General features: G+C 67.9%; 13 protein-coding genes. 10 read left to right on the forward strand and 3 right to left on the reverse strand.

The features are described 5' to 3' along the window. Positions 1-8: 8 nt before the first annotated feature. From ACYQ4W_RS00625 to ACYQ4W_RS00635, 3 genes are read right to left on the reverse strand one after another with little or no spacing between them, the layout of a single operon-like run. Positions 9-1,163: an HD domain-containing phosphohydrolase gene (locus tag ACYQ4W_RS00625; RefSeq protein ID WP_459851655.1), complete on the reverse strand. Its 1,155-nt coding sequence runs from the start codon at positions 1,161-1,163 to the stop codon at positions 9-11. Beyond that, the gene (locus tag ACYQ4W_RS00630; RefSeq protein WP_459851657.1) at positions 1,160-2,395 is read right to left on the reverse strand and encodes an HDOD domain-containing protein; all 1,236 of its coding nucleotides are present in this window, start codon (positions 2,393-2,395) and stop codon (positions 1,160-1,162) included. Before ACYQ4W_RS00630 ends, ACYQ4W_RS00625 begins: the two co-directional genes overlap by 4 nt. Beyond that, positions 2,392-6,573 (reverse strand): PAS domain S-box protein, encoded by a 4,182-nt coding sequence (locus tag ACYQ4W_RS00635; RefSeq protein WP_459851659.1) that lies wholly within the window; start codon positions 6,571-6,573, stop codon positions 2,392-2,394. Before ACYQ4W_RS00635 ends, ACYQ4W_RS00630 begins: the two co-directional genes overlap by 4 nt. A gap of 192 nt (positions 6,574-6,765) precedes the next feature. Between ACYQ4W_RS00635 and ACYQ4W_RS00640 the strand changes: the two genes are divergently transcribed. The 10 genes from ACYQ4W_RS00640 (at position 6,766) to gluQRS (ending at position 14,530) form a co-directional block, all read left to right on the forward strand. Continuing rightward, the gene (locus ACYQ4W_RS00640; RefSeq protein WP_459851661.1) at positions 6,766-7,164 is read left to right on the forward strand and encodes an ArsR/SmtB family transcription factor; all 399 of its coding nucleotides are present in this window, start codon (positions 6,766-6,768) and stop codon (positions 7,162-7,164) included. Further along, complete coding sequence (locus ACYQ4W_RS00645; RefSeq protein WP_459851663.1) at positions 7,161-7,610, forward strand: arsenate reductase ArsC; 450 nt, start codon at positions 7,161-7,163, stop codon at positions 7,608-7,610. The genes ACYQ4W_RS00640 and ACYQ4W_RS00645 overlap by 4 nt, the downstream gene beginning before the upstream one ends. Beyond that, positions 7,607-8,809 carry a permease gene (locus ACYQ4W_RS00650; RefSeq protein WP_459851665.1) on the forward strand — a complete coding sequence of 401 codons (1,203 nt, stop codon included), beginning with the start codon at positions 7,607-7,609 and terminating at the stop codon, positions 8,807-8,809. Before ACYQ4W_RS00645 ends, ACYQ4W_RS00650 begins: the two co-directional genes overlap by 4 nt. Before the next feature lie 43 nt (positions 8,810-8,852). Beyond that, positions 8,853-9,467, forward strand: a complete 615-nt coding sequence (locus ACYQ4W_RS00655) for a tetratricopeptide repeat protein (RefSeq protein WP_459851667.1) — start codon at positions 8,853-8,855, stop codon at positions 9,465-9,467. A 47-nt stretch (positions 9,468-9,514) separates the two neighbouring features. Further along, positions 9,515-9,745 carry a thioredoxin family protein gene (locus tag ACYQ4W_RS00660; protein WP_459851669.1) on the forward strand — a complete coding sequence of 77 codons (231 nt, stop codon included), beginning with the start codon at positions 9,515-9,517 and terminating at the stop codon, positions 9,743-9,745. Next, on the forward strand, positions 9,733-10,122 hold the full coding sequence (locus tag ACYQ4W_RS00665; protein WP_459851672.1) for a thioredoxin family protein: 390 nt from the start codon (positions 9,733-9,735) through the stop codon (positions 10,120-10,122). The genes ACYQ4W_RS00660 and ACYQ4W_RS00665 overlap by 13 nt, the downstream gene beginning before the upstream one ends. A 13-nt stretch (positions 10,123-10,135) precedes the next feature. After that, the gene (locus ACYQ4W_RS00670; RefSeq protein ID WP_459851675.1) at positions 10,136-10,849 is read left to right on the forward strand and encodes a cytochrome c biogenesis CcdA family protein; all 714 of its coding nucleotides are present in this window, start codon (positions 10,136-10,138) and stop codon (positions 10,847-10,849) included. An 11-nt stretch (positions 10,850-10,860) separates the two neighbouring features. Then, entirely contained in the window at positions 10,861-11,952 is a 1,092-nt protein-coding gene (gene arsB, locus ACYQ4W_RS00675) for an ACR3 family arsenite efflux transporter (RefSeq protein ID WP_459851678.1), read from the forward strand. A gap of 16 nt (positions 11,953-11,968) precedes the next feature. Beyond that, positions 11,969-13,240 carry a radical SAM/SPASM family putative metalloenzyme maturase gene (locus tag ACYQ4W_RS00680; RefSeq protein WP_459851681.1) on the forward strand — a complete coding sequence of 424 codons (1,272 nt, stop codon included), beginning with the start codon at positions 11,969-11,971 and terminating at the stop codon, positions 13,238-13,240. Positions 13,241-13,312: 72 nt separating this feature from the next. Next, positions 13,313-14,530, forward strand: a complete 1,218-nt coding sequence (gluQRS, locus tag ACYQ4W_RS00685) for a tRNA glutamyl-Q(34) synthetase GluQRS (protein ID WP_459851683.1) — start codon at positions 13,313-13,315, stop codon at positions 14,528-14,530. Positions 14,531-14,751: the final 221 nt, after the last annotated feature.

Genomic DNA, 14,751 nt, shown 5'->3' on the forward strand with positions numbered 1-14,751 from the left:
ATGCCTCCTCAGGCGGAAATGGGTTCAATGACCGCCACGGGCTGGTTTATCTTGATGGTGCGGGCGTTGTCGATAAGATATTCGATGACCGTTTCGTTCAGCTCCCGGCCCTTGGCGATGAGCAGAATGGTCTCGGTGCCGCGCACCCCGTACAGATCCTCGGCCATGATCATGCCGGGACTCAGGCTGTGCAGGTGCACCTTCTGCAGGCTGTAGCGGGCCTGCTCCTTGATGACCTCGGCCAGGGCGGCCACCACGGCCGGATCGTACACGCCCTTGCGGCGGTCCAGCTTGGTTATGGCCTCGCCCTTGGGCATGCCGTTGGCCAGCAGGATGTCGAAGTCCACCACGGCCTTCAGTATGCGCGCCCCAAGGGGAATCTGGTCGCCCTTGAGGTCGTCCTTGGGCACGCCGCCGCCCTCAAAGTGCTTTTCCTGGTAGGCCACGATGGCGGCGATGCGCTCCATGCGCGGAATTTTGGCCACAAGGCGCGCGCCAAAGGCCGGGTGCCCCAAAAACTGCTGCACCTCGCCCTCGGCCAGGGGCTTGCCCTTCTCCACCTTGTTGATGAGCGAGTCGGGCAGGGTGATGAAGCCCACCACGGAGAGCATGGCCGCGGTTTCGGTCTCCCAGGGGCGCGGGTCGGCCAGGCGCTTTCCCACCCCGCGCAGATACGGCAGGATGCGCGACACCCGGCCGAACACGTCGGGCTTGACCAGGGAGATGAGGTCGCAGAGCACGGCCACGCTGCCGGTGAGCGTCTTCTCCAGCAGCTCGCGCTCGGCGGTGATGAGGTCGAAGTGGTGGAAGGCGTCGTCCAGCACCTTTTCGATGGTCTCCGGCGGGCAGGGCTTGGTGAGCAGGCGGAAGATGTTGCCCTCGTTCACGGCCTGGATGGCGATCTCCAGGTCGGCGTGGCCGGTCAGAAGCACGCGCACCGTGTCCGGGCTGCCGTGGCGGATGACGCGCAGCATGTCCACGCCGTTCATGCCGGGCATGTTGTAGTCGCTTATGACCACGGCAAAGGGCCCCTGCCTGGCCGCGGCCTCTATGCCCGCCTTGGAGCCCTCGGCGGTGACGATCTCGGCCTTTTTGCGCAACTGCCGGCGGAAGCTCTCCAGCAGGTTCACGTCGTCGTCGACAAGCAGCACCTTTCTGTTCATTTGTCTTCTCCCCCCAGGCCCAGAATGAGCACGCCGTGCTTCCAGGCCTCGTATTTGCCCTCGCCGCCGATGGCCGCAAGCCGCGCGGGCGCAGGGGCCATGCGCGCGTAATGTTCGTGGAAGACGAAGATGTCGTGGTCCAGTATGTTGGCGAAGTAGACGATGTCGGAAACGTCCGGGCCGGCCTTTGGGGCGGTTTCCTGGCTCGGCTGTGCGGGCGTGTCGTCGTGGTGGTGGGCCACGGCCGCGACCACCGGCGGCGCCAGCCCCCACAGGCCCAGAAGATACGCGCCCACCTCGGCGTGGGTCAGGCCCAGCTGTTCGGCCTCCACCTCGGCCACGCGGCGGTTTTCGGTGCGCACCACGTCGTAGATCCTCTCGCATTCCTCCGGGCAGTGGGCGTCCAGCAAGAGCTTGCCCACGTCGTGCAGCAGGGAGGCGATGTAGGCGTGGTCGGCCTCGTCCTTGCCCAGGCGCTCTTGCGCGGCGATGTTGCGGGCCATGGCCGCCACGCGCATGCTGTGGCCCCAGAGCATGGGCAGGGAGAAGGTCTGGCGCACGCGGTTTTCAAAGCTTTTGAAGATGTGCAGGGAAAGGATGACCGAGCGGATGACGTTGACGCCCAGGACGATGACCGCCTGCTGCGGCGCCACTATGTGCCGGGGCAGGCCGAAGTAGGCCGAGTTCACGAGCTTCAGGATGTTGGCGCTCATGCCCACGTCCTGGGCCACTATGTCGCCTATCTCCTTGGGCGAGGGCTCGCCCTTGGCCAGCTCGGCCGTGATGCGGTTGTATATCTCGGGCAGCACGGGCAGGTGCTCTATGCGGGCTATCTTGTCCAGTATGCCCTTGTTGGGCACCAGTTCGCGCGCGCCAAGGGCCTGCTCCAGGGCCAAAACGAGCTGCTTTTCGTCGCAGGGCTTGGTGAGGTACTGGTGCGTGGGGGCTATGGACTGCCCCACCATCTCCTGGTCGGAATAGCCGGAAAGGGCGAAGCGGATGGTGTCCGGGTGCTCCTTCATGACGCGGCGCAGCAGCTCCGGGCCGTCCATGCCGGGCATGCGCATGTCGGAGACCACGGCGTCCACGTGCTGCGCGGCCATTATCTTCATGGCCTCCGCGCCGGAGCCGGCGAAGAGCATCTCCCACTTGTCGCGCATGGGGCGCAGCATGCGCTTCAAGCCCAGGAGGATGTTCGGCTCGTCGTCCACAAACAGTATGGTGCGCTTCATGACTCCTCGCTCTGTTCTGCTTGCTCCAGGGGCAGGCGCACCACAAACGTGGTGCCCACCCCCTCCGTTGTTTCGAAATAGAGCTGGCCCTTGTGCTTCTCCACCACTATCCCGCGCGAGATGGTGAGCCCCTGGCCGGTGCCCCGGCCCACTTCCTTGGTGGTGAAGAACGGGTCGAAGATCTTGGCCTGCACGGCCGGGGGAATGCCGGTGCCCGTGTCGCGCACGCGTATTTCGGCCCAGGGCGCGGCCTGCTTGGTGGTCAAGGTTATGCGCCCCTCGCGCTCCGGGTCACGCTTCTTGGCGTCGGCTATGGCGTGGGCGGCGTTTATTATGAGGTTCAGCACCACCTGATTGATCTCGCCGATCATGCACACCACCAGCGGCAGCTCCGGGTCCAGGTCCAGCTCCAGCTCGGCCACGTATTTCCATTCGTTGCGCGAAACCGTGGCCGTGCTCTTCATGGATTCGTTCAGGTCCGCCGGGGCCATGACCGCCAGGCCCGGGTGGGCGAACTGCTTCACCGAGCGCACGATGGTGCTGATGCGCTCCACGCCCTCAAGGGTTTGGGCTATGGCGCCGGGCACCTCCGCGGCCAGATACTCCACGTCGCGCTCCTCCATCACCTTTTCCAGGGCGCGTATGTCCTCCTGCCCGGGGCAGGCGGTCTTGGCGAGCTTGATGAGCCCGCGCACGGCCTCGATGACCTGGAGGATGTCCTCGAAGGCGCCCTTGATGAACTGGGTGTTGTTGCCCACGTATTGCGCCGGGGTGTTGATCTCGTGCGCGATGCCCGCGGCGAGCTGGCCGATGGCCTCCAGCTTCTGCGACTGCAAAAGTTGCGACTCCAGGCCCTTGCGGTCGGTGGTGTCGGTTATGACGGCGAAGAACCCGGCCACCTTGCCCTCCTCGTCGGCATAGGCCGAGGGGGAGACCAGACTGTAGATGTGCCGGCCTGCGGCATGCTCCCAGATGATCTCCTCCGAGCCGCCGCGGTCCCTCAGCCTGCCGCTCTGGCTTTCGGCCAGCATCTGCTCCAGGCGGCCCCTGCTGGCGTCGTCGGCCAGCTCGCTCACCTGGTGCCCGGTTATCTCGCCGCGGGCGCGGCCCAGCATGGCGCAGAAGCGGTCGTTCACGTAGGTGACGATGCCGTTTTTGCGGGCCATGATGAGACCTTCGTGCATGCTTTCCACCAGGGAGCGGTAGCGCGCCTCGTTTCTGCGCAGGCGCATCTCCGCGCGCACCCGGTCGGACATGTCGGTGATCATGCCCACGGACCCGGCGAAGGTGCCGTCCTCGTTCTGCATGGCCGAGGCGTTGAGCATGGTCCAGAGCCGGTGGCCGTTCTTGTGCCGGAAGCGCAGCTCGTAGCGGTTGGAAATGCCCCTGCGCCGGCGCTCTATGTTTTGCAGCAAGAGCGGGTGGTCCAGGGTGTCCACCAGGTCGAAGATGCTCATGCCCAGCAGTTCCTCATGCGTGTAGCCGAAGAGTGTGGAGGCGCGCGGGTTGGCGTAGGTGACGCGGGCCTCCGCGTTCAGGTTCATCACGGCCTCCTGCGCGGTCTCCACGATGATGCGGAAGCGTTCTTCGCTCTCCCGCATTTCGGTTATGGCCTGAATGCGCTCGGTGATGTCGCGGTGGGAAACCACGGCCCCGCCCTTGCGCATGCCCACAAAGGGCGTCACCTGCAGAATGAACCAGCGCTTTTCCGTGGGCGAGTGGCAGGGGTATTCCATTTGAAAAACCGTGGACTTGCCGGAAAGCACCGAGCGGATGCCCTCCGCGGCCTTTGCGGCCAGGGCCTCGCCGGACTTCGCCGCCTCGCGGCAGATGGCGAGGTAGTCCGCGCCGACGCCGAAGAGCTTCACCCCGGACGGCGTGTTTTCTTTGGCGAAGCTGCGCCACTGCCGGTTGACCATGGTCACCGTGCCTGTGCGGTCCAGCACGCAGATGTTGGCGGAAAGCGACTCGATGATGGAGGTGGCGAGGCTTTCGCTGCGGCGCAGGGCCACGGCGGTGCGCCGGCGCTCTATGGCGTTCGAGAAGAGCAGCGACACCTGCTCCAGCACGCGCGACCCGGCCATGCGCGCGGAATCCTGCACGGCATCGGAGGCGACGGTGAGCACGCCGAGCAGGCGGCCCTTCACAGTCATGGGCACGGCGGCGAAACTGGCGATGCCCAGCTGGGCGAGCAGGATTTTGTCCTTGCGCCCGGCCGGGGGCATGTGGCCCGCGTCGCGTATGTTCACGCGCTCGGCCTTGAGCACGCGCTCCGTGAACCAGGGCATTTTGCCCCGCCCAATGCGCCGCAGCGGGGTTGAGGCGCCGGCCGCCTCCGCGTCGCTGCGCTGGTAGGCGCGCACAAGGCCCGTCTTTTTCCCGTCGAGCAGGAACACCGCGCCGTGCTTGGTGCCCAGAAAGCGGCACAGGTCGGCGAGGGAGTCGCCGATGGCCTGGGGCATGTCCTCGTCGGCGGAGTTGATGAGCCGGGCCGAGATGCCGGAAATGAGCGCCTCCATCTCCAGCCTGCGCTCTATCTCGGCCTGGGCGCGCAGCCGGCTGGTGATGTTGCGCCCGGTGCTGATGAGGGCCGCCTGACCCTGATAATTTTGGGCCTGGCAGAGAAATTCCGCCGGAATGGCGAAGCCGTCGCGCCGCTGCAGGGTGAGCTGGAACAGCTCCGGCTCGCCGCGCAGGGCGTTCAGAAAGCGGCTGGAGACGGCCTCGCGCTCGCCCTCGGGCACGTTTTCCAGCAGGCTCTTGCCCGAGAGGTTCTCTGTGGGGGTGTTGAGCCAAAGCCCCGCGTTCTTGTTGGCGTCCAAAATGCGGCCCGCTTCATCGTGGATGAAGATGGCGTCGGCCGCGGAGTCGAAGAACTCGCGAAACTGCCGCTCGGACTGGCTTAAAAGCGAGAGGGAGAGCCTTGTCTCCAGCACGTGCTCCACCTGCCGGGTCATGGCCGCGAGCATGGGCGCCTCGCCGGGGGAGAACGCGGGCACGGTTTCCGTGCTGCACAGGCGTATGCTGCCGCGCCGCTGGCCCATGACCGAGAGGGGCTCCTCCATGATCCGCCCGCAGATTTCCAGGGCCGGGCCGCTTACGCTGTGGTATTCCTGGTTGTCGAAGCTGACCAGCGCGGTCAGGGTTTCGGGCGTGTCCCAGCAGCGGGGCAGGGCTTCGGCCACGTTCTGCAGCAGCTCCTCGGCGCTGGCCACGTTCTGGCCCAGCACGTCGGCCAGCTTGTTGAGGCTCGATGCCTCGCGCAATTGGCCGCGCAGCTCGGAGGCGATGCGCGCCTGCGCTTCGCTGGCGTCGCGCAGGGCGGTTATGTCCTGCAGCACCACGACCATGCCGTCGAAGCGGCCGGAGACGTCGAAGAGCGGGTAGACGTGGGTGTCGAGGAAGGCCACCCTTTCGCCGGTGTCCAGGTGGCCCAGCTCGCCCTGCTCCTGGCCGAAGCCGGAGCGCGCCCGCGCAAGAACCGGGGCCACCCAGGGCAGAAGCTCCGTCACCTCCTGGCCGATGAATTTGCCGGAGGCGGGCGCCTCGCCGCCCTTGTCCTGTTCAGTCAAGGATCGTGCGAGCCAGCTGCGGGCCGTGTCGTTCAGGTAGGTGACGCCGCCCTGGGCGTTGGTGAGCAGCACGGGGGTGGGCAGGGTTTGAAATACCGCGGTCAGGCGGTGCATTTCGTTTTGGGTTTCAAGGGCCTCGTCGCGCAGTTCCTCCAGCTTGGCCGTCTCGCCCGTGGCGTTCCAGGCCACGGCCACGCCGGTGGCGAGCCGGTCGAAAAAACGGGAGACGAAGCGCAGCCACTCGTCCTTCTGCCCGGCCGGCAGTTCGCTGGCCTGAAGCAAGTCCTCGTATCCCTGGCGGTAGTAGACGAGCAGGCCGAGGAACATGCCGATATCCACCCCGCGCGCGCGGTGGCGTCCGGCTTCCTCCACGGCGAAGCGCGAGGTGGGGTCCGCGCCGTATTCGATGTCCGGCCCGAGTTCCAAGCCGGCGAGCCCCTGGGGCAGGGCGTTCAGCAGGGCCTCGGTGAGCCCCGCGATGGAGAGCCGCCAGTCCTCCTGCTGCGGAGATGTGTAGACCGTGTAGCCGCGCGCCAGGGCATAGGCCAGAACGCGCTCCATCAACCAGTCCTCGCTCTGGCGCAATAGCTGGGCAAGTTCCCGCATGGCCCCCCCCCCTGTTTGGCGCGGCCCAGCCAAAAGGCTGGAAGCCATTACATACCCGCAATGACATATTTTGTGTGCTTGGGCAACAGGGTAGGACGCCTACGGCTCCCTCGCGGCGGAATTTCGGGTTGCCCGCCCTTGACGACCGCATCATATCGTCATATTGCTATGTCTCGAACAAGGGAGGGGGCGATGGAAGAGCTGGTGCGGGTCATGAAGGCCCTGTCCGATCCGGGGCGCATAACGATTCTGAAGCTGCTGGGCGCGCGCGAGCTGTGCGCCTGCGAAATAATCCGGGCGCTGGGGCTTGCCCAGCCGACCATTTCCAGGCACATGCGGGTCCTGGCGGACGCGCGCCTGGTGACCGCCCGCAAGGTGGGCTCATGGGTGCATTACCGCGTGGCGGAAAACCCGGCCTCGCCCTATGCGCGGACCATGTTGCAGGAGCTTTCCGGCTGGCTGGAGGACGACGCGGACGTGCAAAAGCTGCGCGCCACCCTTGCCGCCCCCGGCAAAGGGCTTGCCGCAAGCTGCCGACCCGAAACCGTGGCCGAGATTCCGGCCGAAGCCGCAAAGGAGCTGCGCCCATGACCGCGACCAGACGCACCCGCGTGCTGTTCATCTGCGGACAGAACTCCGCCCGCAGCCAAATGGCCGAGGCCTGGCTGGACCATCTGGCCGGCGACCGCTATGAAGCCATGAGCGCCGGGCTGGAGCCAGCGCCGGTGAACCCCCTGGCCGTGGCCGTCATGGCCGAGCGCGGCATCGACATTTCCGGCAAGCGCTCCAAGCTGGTGGCCCAGGCCGTGGACGAACTGGCCGCGCGCGGCGCTGTTTTCGACACGGTCATAACCGTGTGCAGCAAGGCCGCTGGCCTGTGCCCCTTTGTGCCCGGCGTGCGGGTGACGGAGCGCTGGAGCTTCGACGATCCCGGCACGGTGACCGGGACCCCGGAGGAGCAGTTGGACAAGGTGCGCCGCGTGCGCGACGACATCGAAGCCGCGGTGCGCGCCTGGCTGGACGGGAGAAACGCATGAAGCCTCTGGAGCCTCTGAACCCTGCCGGGGCCATGAAGCCCTGCGCCTGCGGCAAGAAGCCGGACCCCAAAATGGACCGCAAGGCCATGCTCGCGGCCATCCGCGAACAGCGCAAGCTCTCGCGCCAGGCCAGGGAGGAAGCCCGCGCCAAGCAGGTGGCCGAGGCCCTGGCCCCGCCCTCCACCCTGCCGGGCAAGCTGGGGCTCACCGCCGCGGCCCTCATCATCTGGTGGAACCTGTACCAGCTGCTGCCCACGTTTGCGCGCTTCGGCACCGAGAAGCTCTTCAAGCTGGACCCGGCCAGCCGCCTGGGCGCGAGCGTGGAGTTCTTTTTGTACGACACGCCCAAGGTGCTCATGCTGCTGGCCGTGGTGGTCTTCGGCGTGGGCATCGTGCGCAGCTTCTTCACCCCGGAGCGCACGCGCCGGGTGCTTGCGGGCAAGAGCGAGGCCTTCGGCAACGTGCTGGCCGCGCTTCTGGGCATCGTCACCCCGTTCTGCTCCTGCTCGGCCGTGCCGTTGTTCATCGGCTTTCTGGGCGCCGGGGTGCCCCTTGGCGTCACCTTCTCCTTTCTCATCTCCGCGCCCATGGTCAACGAGATCGCCGTGGTGCTGCTGTACGGCCTGCTCGGCTGGAAGGTCGCGGCCATCTACATGGGCACCGGCCTTGCCGTGGCCATGGTGGCGGGCTTCGTCATCGGCCGGCTGAAGCTGGAGCGGCATGTGGAGGACTGGGTGCTCAACGTGCGCGCCCAGGGCGGCGAGGAAAACGCCCCGGAGCTGGACTGGGCCGCGCGCCTGGACGCCGGAGCCCACGCCATGCGCGACATCGTGGGCAAGGTGTGGCCCTGGGTGCTGGCGGGCATCGCCGTGGGCGCGGGCATCCACGGCTACGTGCCGGAGGGCTTCCTCGCGTCCATCATGGGGCGCGAGGCCTGGTGGAGCGTGCCCGCGGCCGTCATTATCGGCATTCCCATGTACTCCAACGCGGCGGGCATAGTGCCCGTGGTGCACGCCCTGCTGGAAAAGGGCGCGGCCCTTGGCACCGTGCTGGCCTTCATGATGGCGGTCATCGCGCTTTCGCTGCCGGAGATGATCATTTTGCGCAAGGTTCTCAAGCCCCGGCTCCTGGCCGCCTTCGTCGGCGTGGTGGGCCTGGGCATTCTGCTGGTCGGATATCTGTTCAACGCCATTTTGTAGCCACCAACCCCCGCCGCGCGCGGGGCCACACGGAGAGAAGCGCATGGCCGACAAGGCGCGCACATTCAGCAAGGGCGAACTCATTGGAGCCGTTGTCGCGGCTTTGGCCGTGGGGTTCTTCATCGGCTCCATGTTCATGGAGCTGCGCCAGGGTTCGACCATGCCCGGCCCCGCGGCCATGCAGCAGGGGCAGGCCCCGGCCGGGGAGGCGGGCGGCCAGATGAGCGCGCCGCCGGAGCTCATGAACCAGATCCGCGACCTGGAGATAGCCACGGCGCAGAAGCCCGGCGACCAGGGCGCTTGGGTGGACCTGGGCAATTCGTACTTCGACGCGCACATGCCCCAGAAGTCCATAGCCGCCTATGAAAAGGCCGTGGCCATAGGCCCTGTGAGCGCCGACGTGTGGACCGACCTGGGCATCATGCACCGCGAAATGGCGCAGACGCAGAAGGCGCTGGAGTCCTTCGACGCCGCGCTGAAGCTCGACCCTCGCCACCAGAACGCGCTGTTCAACAAGGGCGTGGTGCAGCTGCACGACGCCGGCGACCGCGCCGGGGCCACGGCCACCTGGGAGCGCCTGCTCCAGGTGAACCCCGCGGCCAAGAACCCCGACGGCAAGCCGGTCAAGGCGCTTTTGGACGAGTTGAAGAAGGGCTAATTCCATTGCCGGCCGCGGGCGTTGCCGCCTGCCGCAAGGAGAGGATCATGCAGATCAAAGTGCTGGGGCCGGGCTGCTCCAAGTGCCACGAGACGGAAAAGCTGGTGCGCGAGGCCGTGGCCGAGGCCGCTGTCGAGGCCGAGGTGCTGAAGGTGGACGACTTCAAGGAAATGGCCATGCTGGGCGTGTTCGCCACCCCGGCCGTGGTCATTGACGGCGCTGTCAAATGCTCGGGCCGCGTGCCCGCGAAAAAGGAGATTCTCGCATGGCTCGCATAATGTCGCGTCGTCTGACGTTCGCGTTTGTTCTGGCCTTGTGCCTGTGCGCGGCCGGGGTCGCCGTGGCCGCCACGGCCCAGGCTCCCGTGGTGCCGGTCAAGGGCGTGGTGACCCTGGTGGACTTCGGCGCCGGGTACTGCCCCCCCTGCCGGATGATGGAGCCGGTGCTCAAGGAGGCCGAGCGCGAATACCGTGGCCGCGCGGCCGTCATCGTGGTGGACGTGACCAAGTACGCCCCCCTGGCCACGCGCCTGGGCGTGCGGGTCATTCCCACCCAGATCTTCTACGACAAGAGCGGCAAGGAAGTGGCGCGGCACGAGGGCTTTTTGGACAAGAAGGCCCTGAACGGCCAGCTCGACAAGCTGCTGGCCCAGTAGCGCGGCGCCCGCCATGCCCGACGCGGTCCTGCTCGCCATCAACGCCTGGATGACCGGCGGCTCCGCGGTCGCCTACGCGGGCAGCTTTCTCTGGGGGCTGGTGAGCGTGCTGTTCAGCCCCTGCCATCTGGCGAGCATTCCGCTCATGGTGGGCTATGTGGCCGGGCAGGGCAGGCTGGTGGAGGGCCGGGAGGCCGCGCGCTACGCCCTGGCCTTCACCGCCGGGCTCTTCGTCACCATCGCCTTGATGGGCCTGGCCTGTGCGCTCCTGGGCCGCATGCTGGGCGACATCGGCCCCTACTGGACCATCGCCGTGGGGCTGGTGCTTGTCTACGTGGGGCTGGACATGCTGGGCGTGGCCGCGTGCAGACTTTCGGGCCGGTTCTCCGGCGGGCTCATGGCCCGGCTCAAGGTGCGCGGCGTGTCCGGCGCGCTCATCATGGGCCTGGCCTACGGGCTTTTGTCCGGCTCGTGCACCTTCGGCTTTTTGGCCCCCCTCCTGGCCGTCATCACCGTGCAGGGCGAGGTGGCCTCCGGCCTGGGGCTCATTGCGGCCTTCGCCCTTGGACATTGCCTGCCCATCGTCGTCGCGGGCAGTTCGGCCGCCCTGGCCCGGCGCTTCATGGAGGGCTTTTCCGGCGGCGGCCCCTGGGTGCGCCGCGCGGCCGGCGTTCTTGTGGGCGCGCTCGGGCTCTCCTTCATCGTCCGTCCTTTTCTCACAACCTGAGGAGGCGCGTCATGAGTGGCTCCGTCACCGGCAGATTGTCATTTCTGGACCGCTGGCTGACCCTGTGGATCTTCGCGGCCATGTTCGCGGGCATAGGCTCGGGCTATGTTTTCCCCGGCCTCAAGGACGCCGTTGGCGGCATGCGGACGGGCACCACCAACGTGCCCATCGCGGTGGGGCTCATCCTCATGATGTACCCGCCGCTGGCCAAGGTGCGCTACGAGCTCATGGGCCGGGTGTTCAAGAACGTGCGCGTGCTGGCGCTCTCGCTGGTGCAGAATTGGATCATCGGCCCGGCGCTGATGTTCGGCCTGGCCGTGACGTTCTTGGCGGACAAGCCGGAGTACATGGCCGGGCTTATCCTCATCGGCCTGGCGCGCTGCATCGCCATGGTCATCGTGTGGAACGACCTGGCCGGGGGCGACCGCGAATACTGCGCCGGGCTGGTGGCCTTCAATTCCGTGTTCCAGGTGCTGTTCTTTTCCGTGTACGCTTGGATATTCTTGACCGTGCTGCCCGGCTGGCTGGGCATTCAGGGCGCGGTGGTGAACATCGGCATGGGCCAGATAGCCGAGAGCGTGTTCATCTACCTGGGCATTCCCTTCCTGGCCGGGCTGGCCTCGCGCGTCATCGGGCTCACGCTCATGGGCCGCGAGTGGTACGACACGGTCTTTGCGCCCAAGATCGGCCCCCTCACGCTCATTGCGCTCCTGTTCACCATCCTGGTCATGTTCTCCCTCAAGGGCGAGGTCATTGTGGCCCTGCCCTTTGACGTGCTGCGCGTGGCCGCGCCCATGCTGGTGTACTTCCTCGTCATGTTCCTGGTTTCGTTCTGGCTTTCCAAGAAGGCCGGGGCCAACTACGCCCAAAGCGCCACCCTGAGCTTCACCGCCGCCTCCAACAACTTCGAGCTGGCCATCGCCGTGGCCGTGGCCGTGTTCGGGCTCAATTCCGGCCAGGCCTTCACCGCGGTCATCGGGCCGCTGGTGGAGGTCCCGGTGCTCATCGGACTGGTGAACGTGGCGCTGTGGCTCAAGAAGCGTTGGTTCCGCAACGATTCCGGCGACCTCGCCAGCGTGTGCCACGTGGACTGCAAGCCCTAAGGAGCTCCTTTTCCGTATGGACCGTTTTCCGCAAAGCCTTTTTGTCGAGGTCACCACCCGCTGCAACCTCTCCTGCCCCATGTGCGCCCGCTGCGCGCCGGGCTGGCGGGGCGGCTTCGGCGACATGGACATGGCCGTGTTCCGGCGTTTGGACGAACCGCTGCGCCATGCCCGCGCCGTGGTGCTGAACGGCATGGGCGAGCCCCTGCTGCACCCGGACCTGCCGGACATGGTGCGCTACGCGAAAAAGCGCCAGCCCGAGGGCGGCTGGTGCGGCCTGCAGACCAACGGCCTGCTGCTCGACGCGCGGCTGGCCGGAGAGCTGGCCTCTGCCGGGCTCGATGTCGTCTGCGTCTCCCACGACGGCGGCGGGGCGGACCTTGGGCACGGCGCGCAGGACGTGCTGGCCCAGGCCGCCGGGCTGTTGCGCGCCACGGGCAGGCCCCTGCGCCTGGGGCTGGAGACGGTGCTCATGCGCGGCAACGTGGCCGCGCTGCCCGCCCTGGTGGACCGCGCCGCCGCGCTTGGGCTGGATTTTCTGCTGGCCTCGCACCTGCTGCCCGTGGATGCGGCGGGCGAGGACGAGGGCCTGTTCTTCCCGTGCAGCGCGGCGGCGTTGCGGCTTTTCGCCCAGTACCGGGACGAAGCCAGCGCGCGCGGCCTGAACCTGGCCGACGTGCCCCGCGCCGCGGTCATGTATCACCGCAGCCCGGCGGAGCGGGAGCTCATGGACCTGCTTTCCCGCATGCGCGCCCAGGCCCAGGCCGAGGGCGTGTGGCTCAACCTGGCCCGGCTGGCCCAGGCCGACGCCACGCGGCTGGACGAGCTGGACGGAATCTTCGGCGAGGCGCGCCGCCGTGCCGCCGCCGCCGGACTGGAGCTGCGTCTGCCTGCGCTCACCGCGCCGGAGCTGCCCCAGGACCGCCGCTGCGGCTTTGTGGACCAGGACGCGGCCTTCATCGACTGGCGCGGCATGGTCTCGCCCTGCCATTTCTTGTGGCACGGCCACGCCTGCCGCGTGCTGGGCGACGAGAAGCGTGTGGACCCCCGCCAGTTCGGCGACATCAGCCGGACGCCCCTGGCCGAAATTTGGGAAAGCCCTGAACTTGGGCAATTCCGCGAGACCGTGGCGCGGGCGGAATATCCGGCCTGCGGCGACTGCGGCTCCGGCCTGTGCAGCGACGCCTCCGGGGTCTCCGGCCCGTTCGAGCAGGACTGCCTGGGCATCGACGTGCCCTGCGGCCACTGTCCCTGGGCCGTGGGCCAGCTGGCCTGCCTCGGCAGCTGATGCCCGCGCCGCAGCCTGTGAACGCCCTGTCCGCCCTTGACATTTCCGCCGGATGATGGTGCCGGAAGACCCATGCCGCACAGCATTGCAACGAATCCCCCACACCTGGGCGAGGCCCGTGACCCGCAGGTCTCCGGTCCGGCAGACCGGCACGTCTCCGGCGTGGTGGGCCGCCTGGCCCCCAGCCCCACGGGGCAGCTGCACCTGGGCAACGCCTGGGCCTTTCTGCTGGCCTGGCTTGGGGCGCGCTCCGCTGGCGGGCGGGTGGTGCTGCGCCTGGAGGACATCGACCCGGAGCGCGCGCGGCCGGAGTTCGCCGCCGGCATCGTGCGCGACCTGCGCTGGCTGGGCCTGGACTGGGACGAAGGCCCGGACGTGGGCGGTCCGCACGGCCCGTACGAGCAGAGCGGGCGTCTTGATTTCTACGCCGGGGCGCTTGGCCGGCTGGAGGCCGCCGGGCGCGTGTACCCCTGCTTCTGCACGCGCAAGGAGCTGCGTTCGCTGGCCTCGGCCCCGCACGCAAGCGTGGCGGAAGACGGCTCGCCCATCTACCCCGGCACCTGCCGCAACTTGAGCGCCACGGAGCGGGACGCCCTTGCGCGCCAGGGACGCCGTCCGGCCTGCCGTCTGCGTTGCGACGACATCGCCGTGGCCTTTGACGACCTTGTGGCCGGGCCGCAGCGCATGACCCTGCACGACTGCGGCGGCGACTTCGCCCTGCGCCGCTCGGACGGGGTTTTCGCCTACCAGCTGGCCGTGGTGCTGGACGACATCGCCATGGGCGTGACCCAGGTGGTGCGCGGCGACGACATCCTTTCCAGCACGCCGCGCCAGATCTTTTTGCACCAACTGCTGGGCGCGCCGGTTCCGCAATACGCGCACCTGCCGCTGGTGCTTGATGCCGAAGGCGAACGCCTGGCCAAGCGGCACCAGTCGCTCACGCTGGCCGCCCTGCGCGAGTCGGGCGTCACGGCCCCGGCCATTGTGGGCTACCTGGCCTGGCGGGCGGGGCTGCGGGCCGCATCCGTTGCGGGCACATCCGCCGCGGCCGGGTCCACGCAGGCCGGGTCCACGCAGGCCGGACCAACACAGGCCGGAGCAACACAGGCCGGGGGCATCATGTCCGGGCCGGGCTCGGCCGGGCCTATTCCGCCTGGGGTGGAGGAGTCTGAACCCTCTCCGGCCTGGCCGGGGCAACTGCTCCAGGGCTTTGATTTTTCCCTGCTGCCGCGCGGACCGGTGCGCCTGCCCGCGGACACCGCCGCCGTGCTGAAGCGGCTTTCGGCCTAGACGCCGGCCCCGGCGCGTCCGTCACGCGGGCCGTCACGCGGCCTGTCCGTCACGCGGCCTGTCCGTCACGCGGGCCGTCACGCGGCCTGTCCGTCACGCGGCCTGTCCGTCACGCGGACCGTCACGCGGCCCATTCCCACGCCTTGGTCCCGCCGGTCCGTTCCCTCCCGAATCTGTCTGGGCTTGCGCTCCTGCTGTCTGCTCCGGGTGTTCGCCCCTGC

This window comes from Humidesulfovibrio idahonensis, assembly GCF_054657715.1.

Excerpts from the sequence above, each read along its gene's own strand:
- ACYQ4W_RS00625 (WP_459851655.1), bottom strand. The coding sequence starts at position 1,163 with ATGAACAGAAAGGTGCTGCTTGTCGACGACGACGTGAACCTGCTGGAG.
- ACYQ4W_RS00630 (WP_459851657.1), bottom strand. The coding sequence starts at position 2,395 with ATGAAGCGCACCATACTGTTTGTGGACGACGAGCCGAACATCCTCCTG.
- ACYQ4W_RS00635 (WP_459851659.1), bottom strand. The coding sequence starts at position 6,573 with ATGCGGGAACTTGCCCAGCTATTGCGCCAGAGCGAGGACTGGTTGATG.
- ACYQ4W_RS00640 (WP_459851661.1), top strand. The coding sequence starts at position 6,766 with ATGGAAGAGCTGGTGCGGGTCATGAAGGCCCTGTCCGATCCGGGGCGC.
- ACYQ4W_RS00645 (WP_459851663.1), top strand. The coding sequence starts at position 7,161 with ATGACCGCGACCAGACGCACCCGCGTGCTGTTCATCTGCGGACAGAAC.
- ACYQ4W_RS00650 (WP_459851665.1), top strand. The coding sequence starts at position 7,607 with ATGAAGCCTCTGGAGCCTCTGAACCCTGCCGGGGCCATGAAGCCCTGC.
- ACYQ4W_RS00655 (WP_459851667.1), top strand. The coding sequence starts at position 8,853 with ATGGCCGACAAGGCGCGCACATTCAGCAAGGGCGAACTCATTGGAGCC.
- ACYQ4W_RS00660 (WP_459851669.1), top strand. The coding sequence starts at position 9,515 with ATGCAGATCAAAGTGCTGGGGCCGGGCTGCTCCAAGTGCCACGAGACG.
- ACYQ4W_RS00665 (WP_459851672.1), top strand. The coding sequence starts at position 9,733 with ATGGCTCGCATAATGTCGCGTCGTCTGACGTTCGCGTTTGTTCTGGCC.
- ACYQ4W_RS00670 (WP_459851675.1), top strand. The coding sequence starts at position 10,136 with ATGCCCGACGCGGTCCTGCTCGCCATCAACGCCTGGATGACCGGCGGC.
- arsB (WP_459851678.1), top strand. The coding sequence starts at position 10,861 with ATGAGTGGCTCCGTCACCGGCAGATTGTCATTTCTGGACCGCTGGCTG.
- ACYQ4W_RS00680 (WP_459851681.1), top strand. The coding sequence starts at position 11,969 with ATGGACCGTTTTCCGCAAAGCCTTTTTGTCGAGGTCACCACCCGCTGC.
- gluQRS (WP_459851683.1), top strand. The coding sequence starts at position 13,313 with ATGCCGCACAGCATTGCAACGAATCCCCCACACCTGGGCGAGGCCCGT.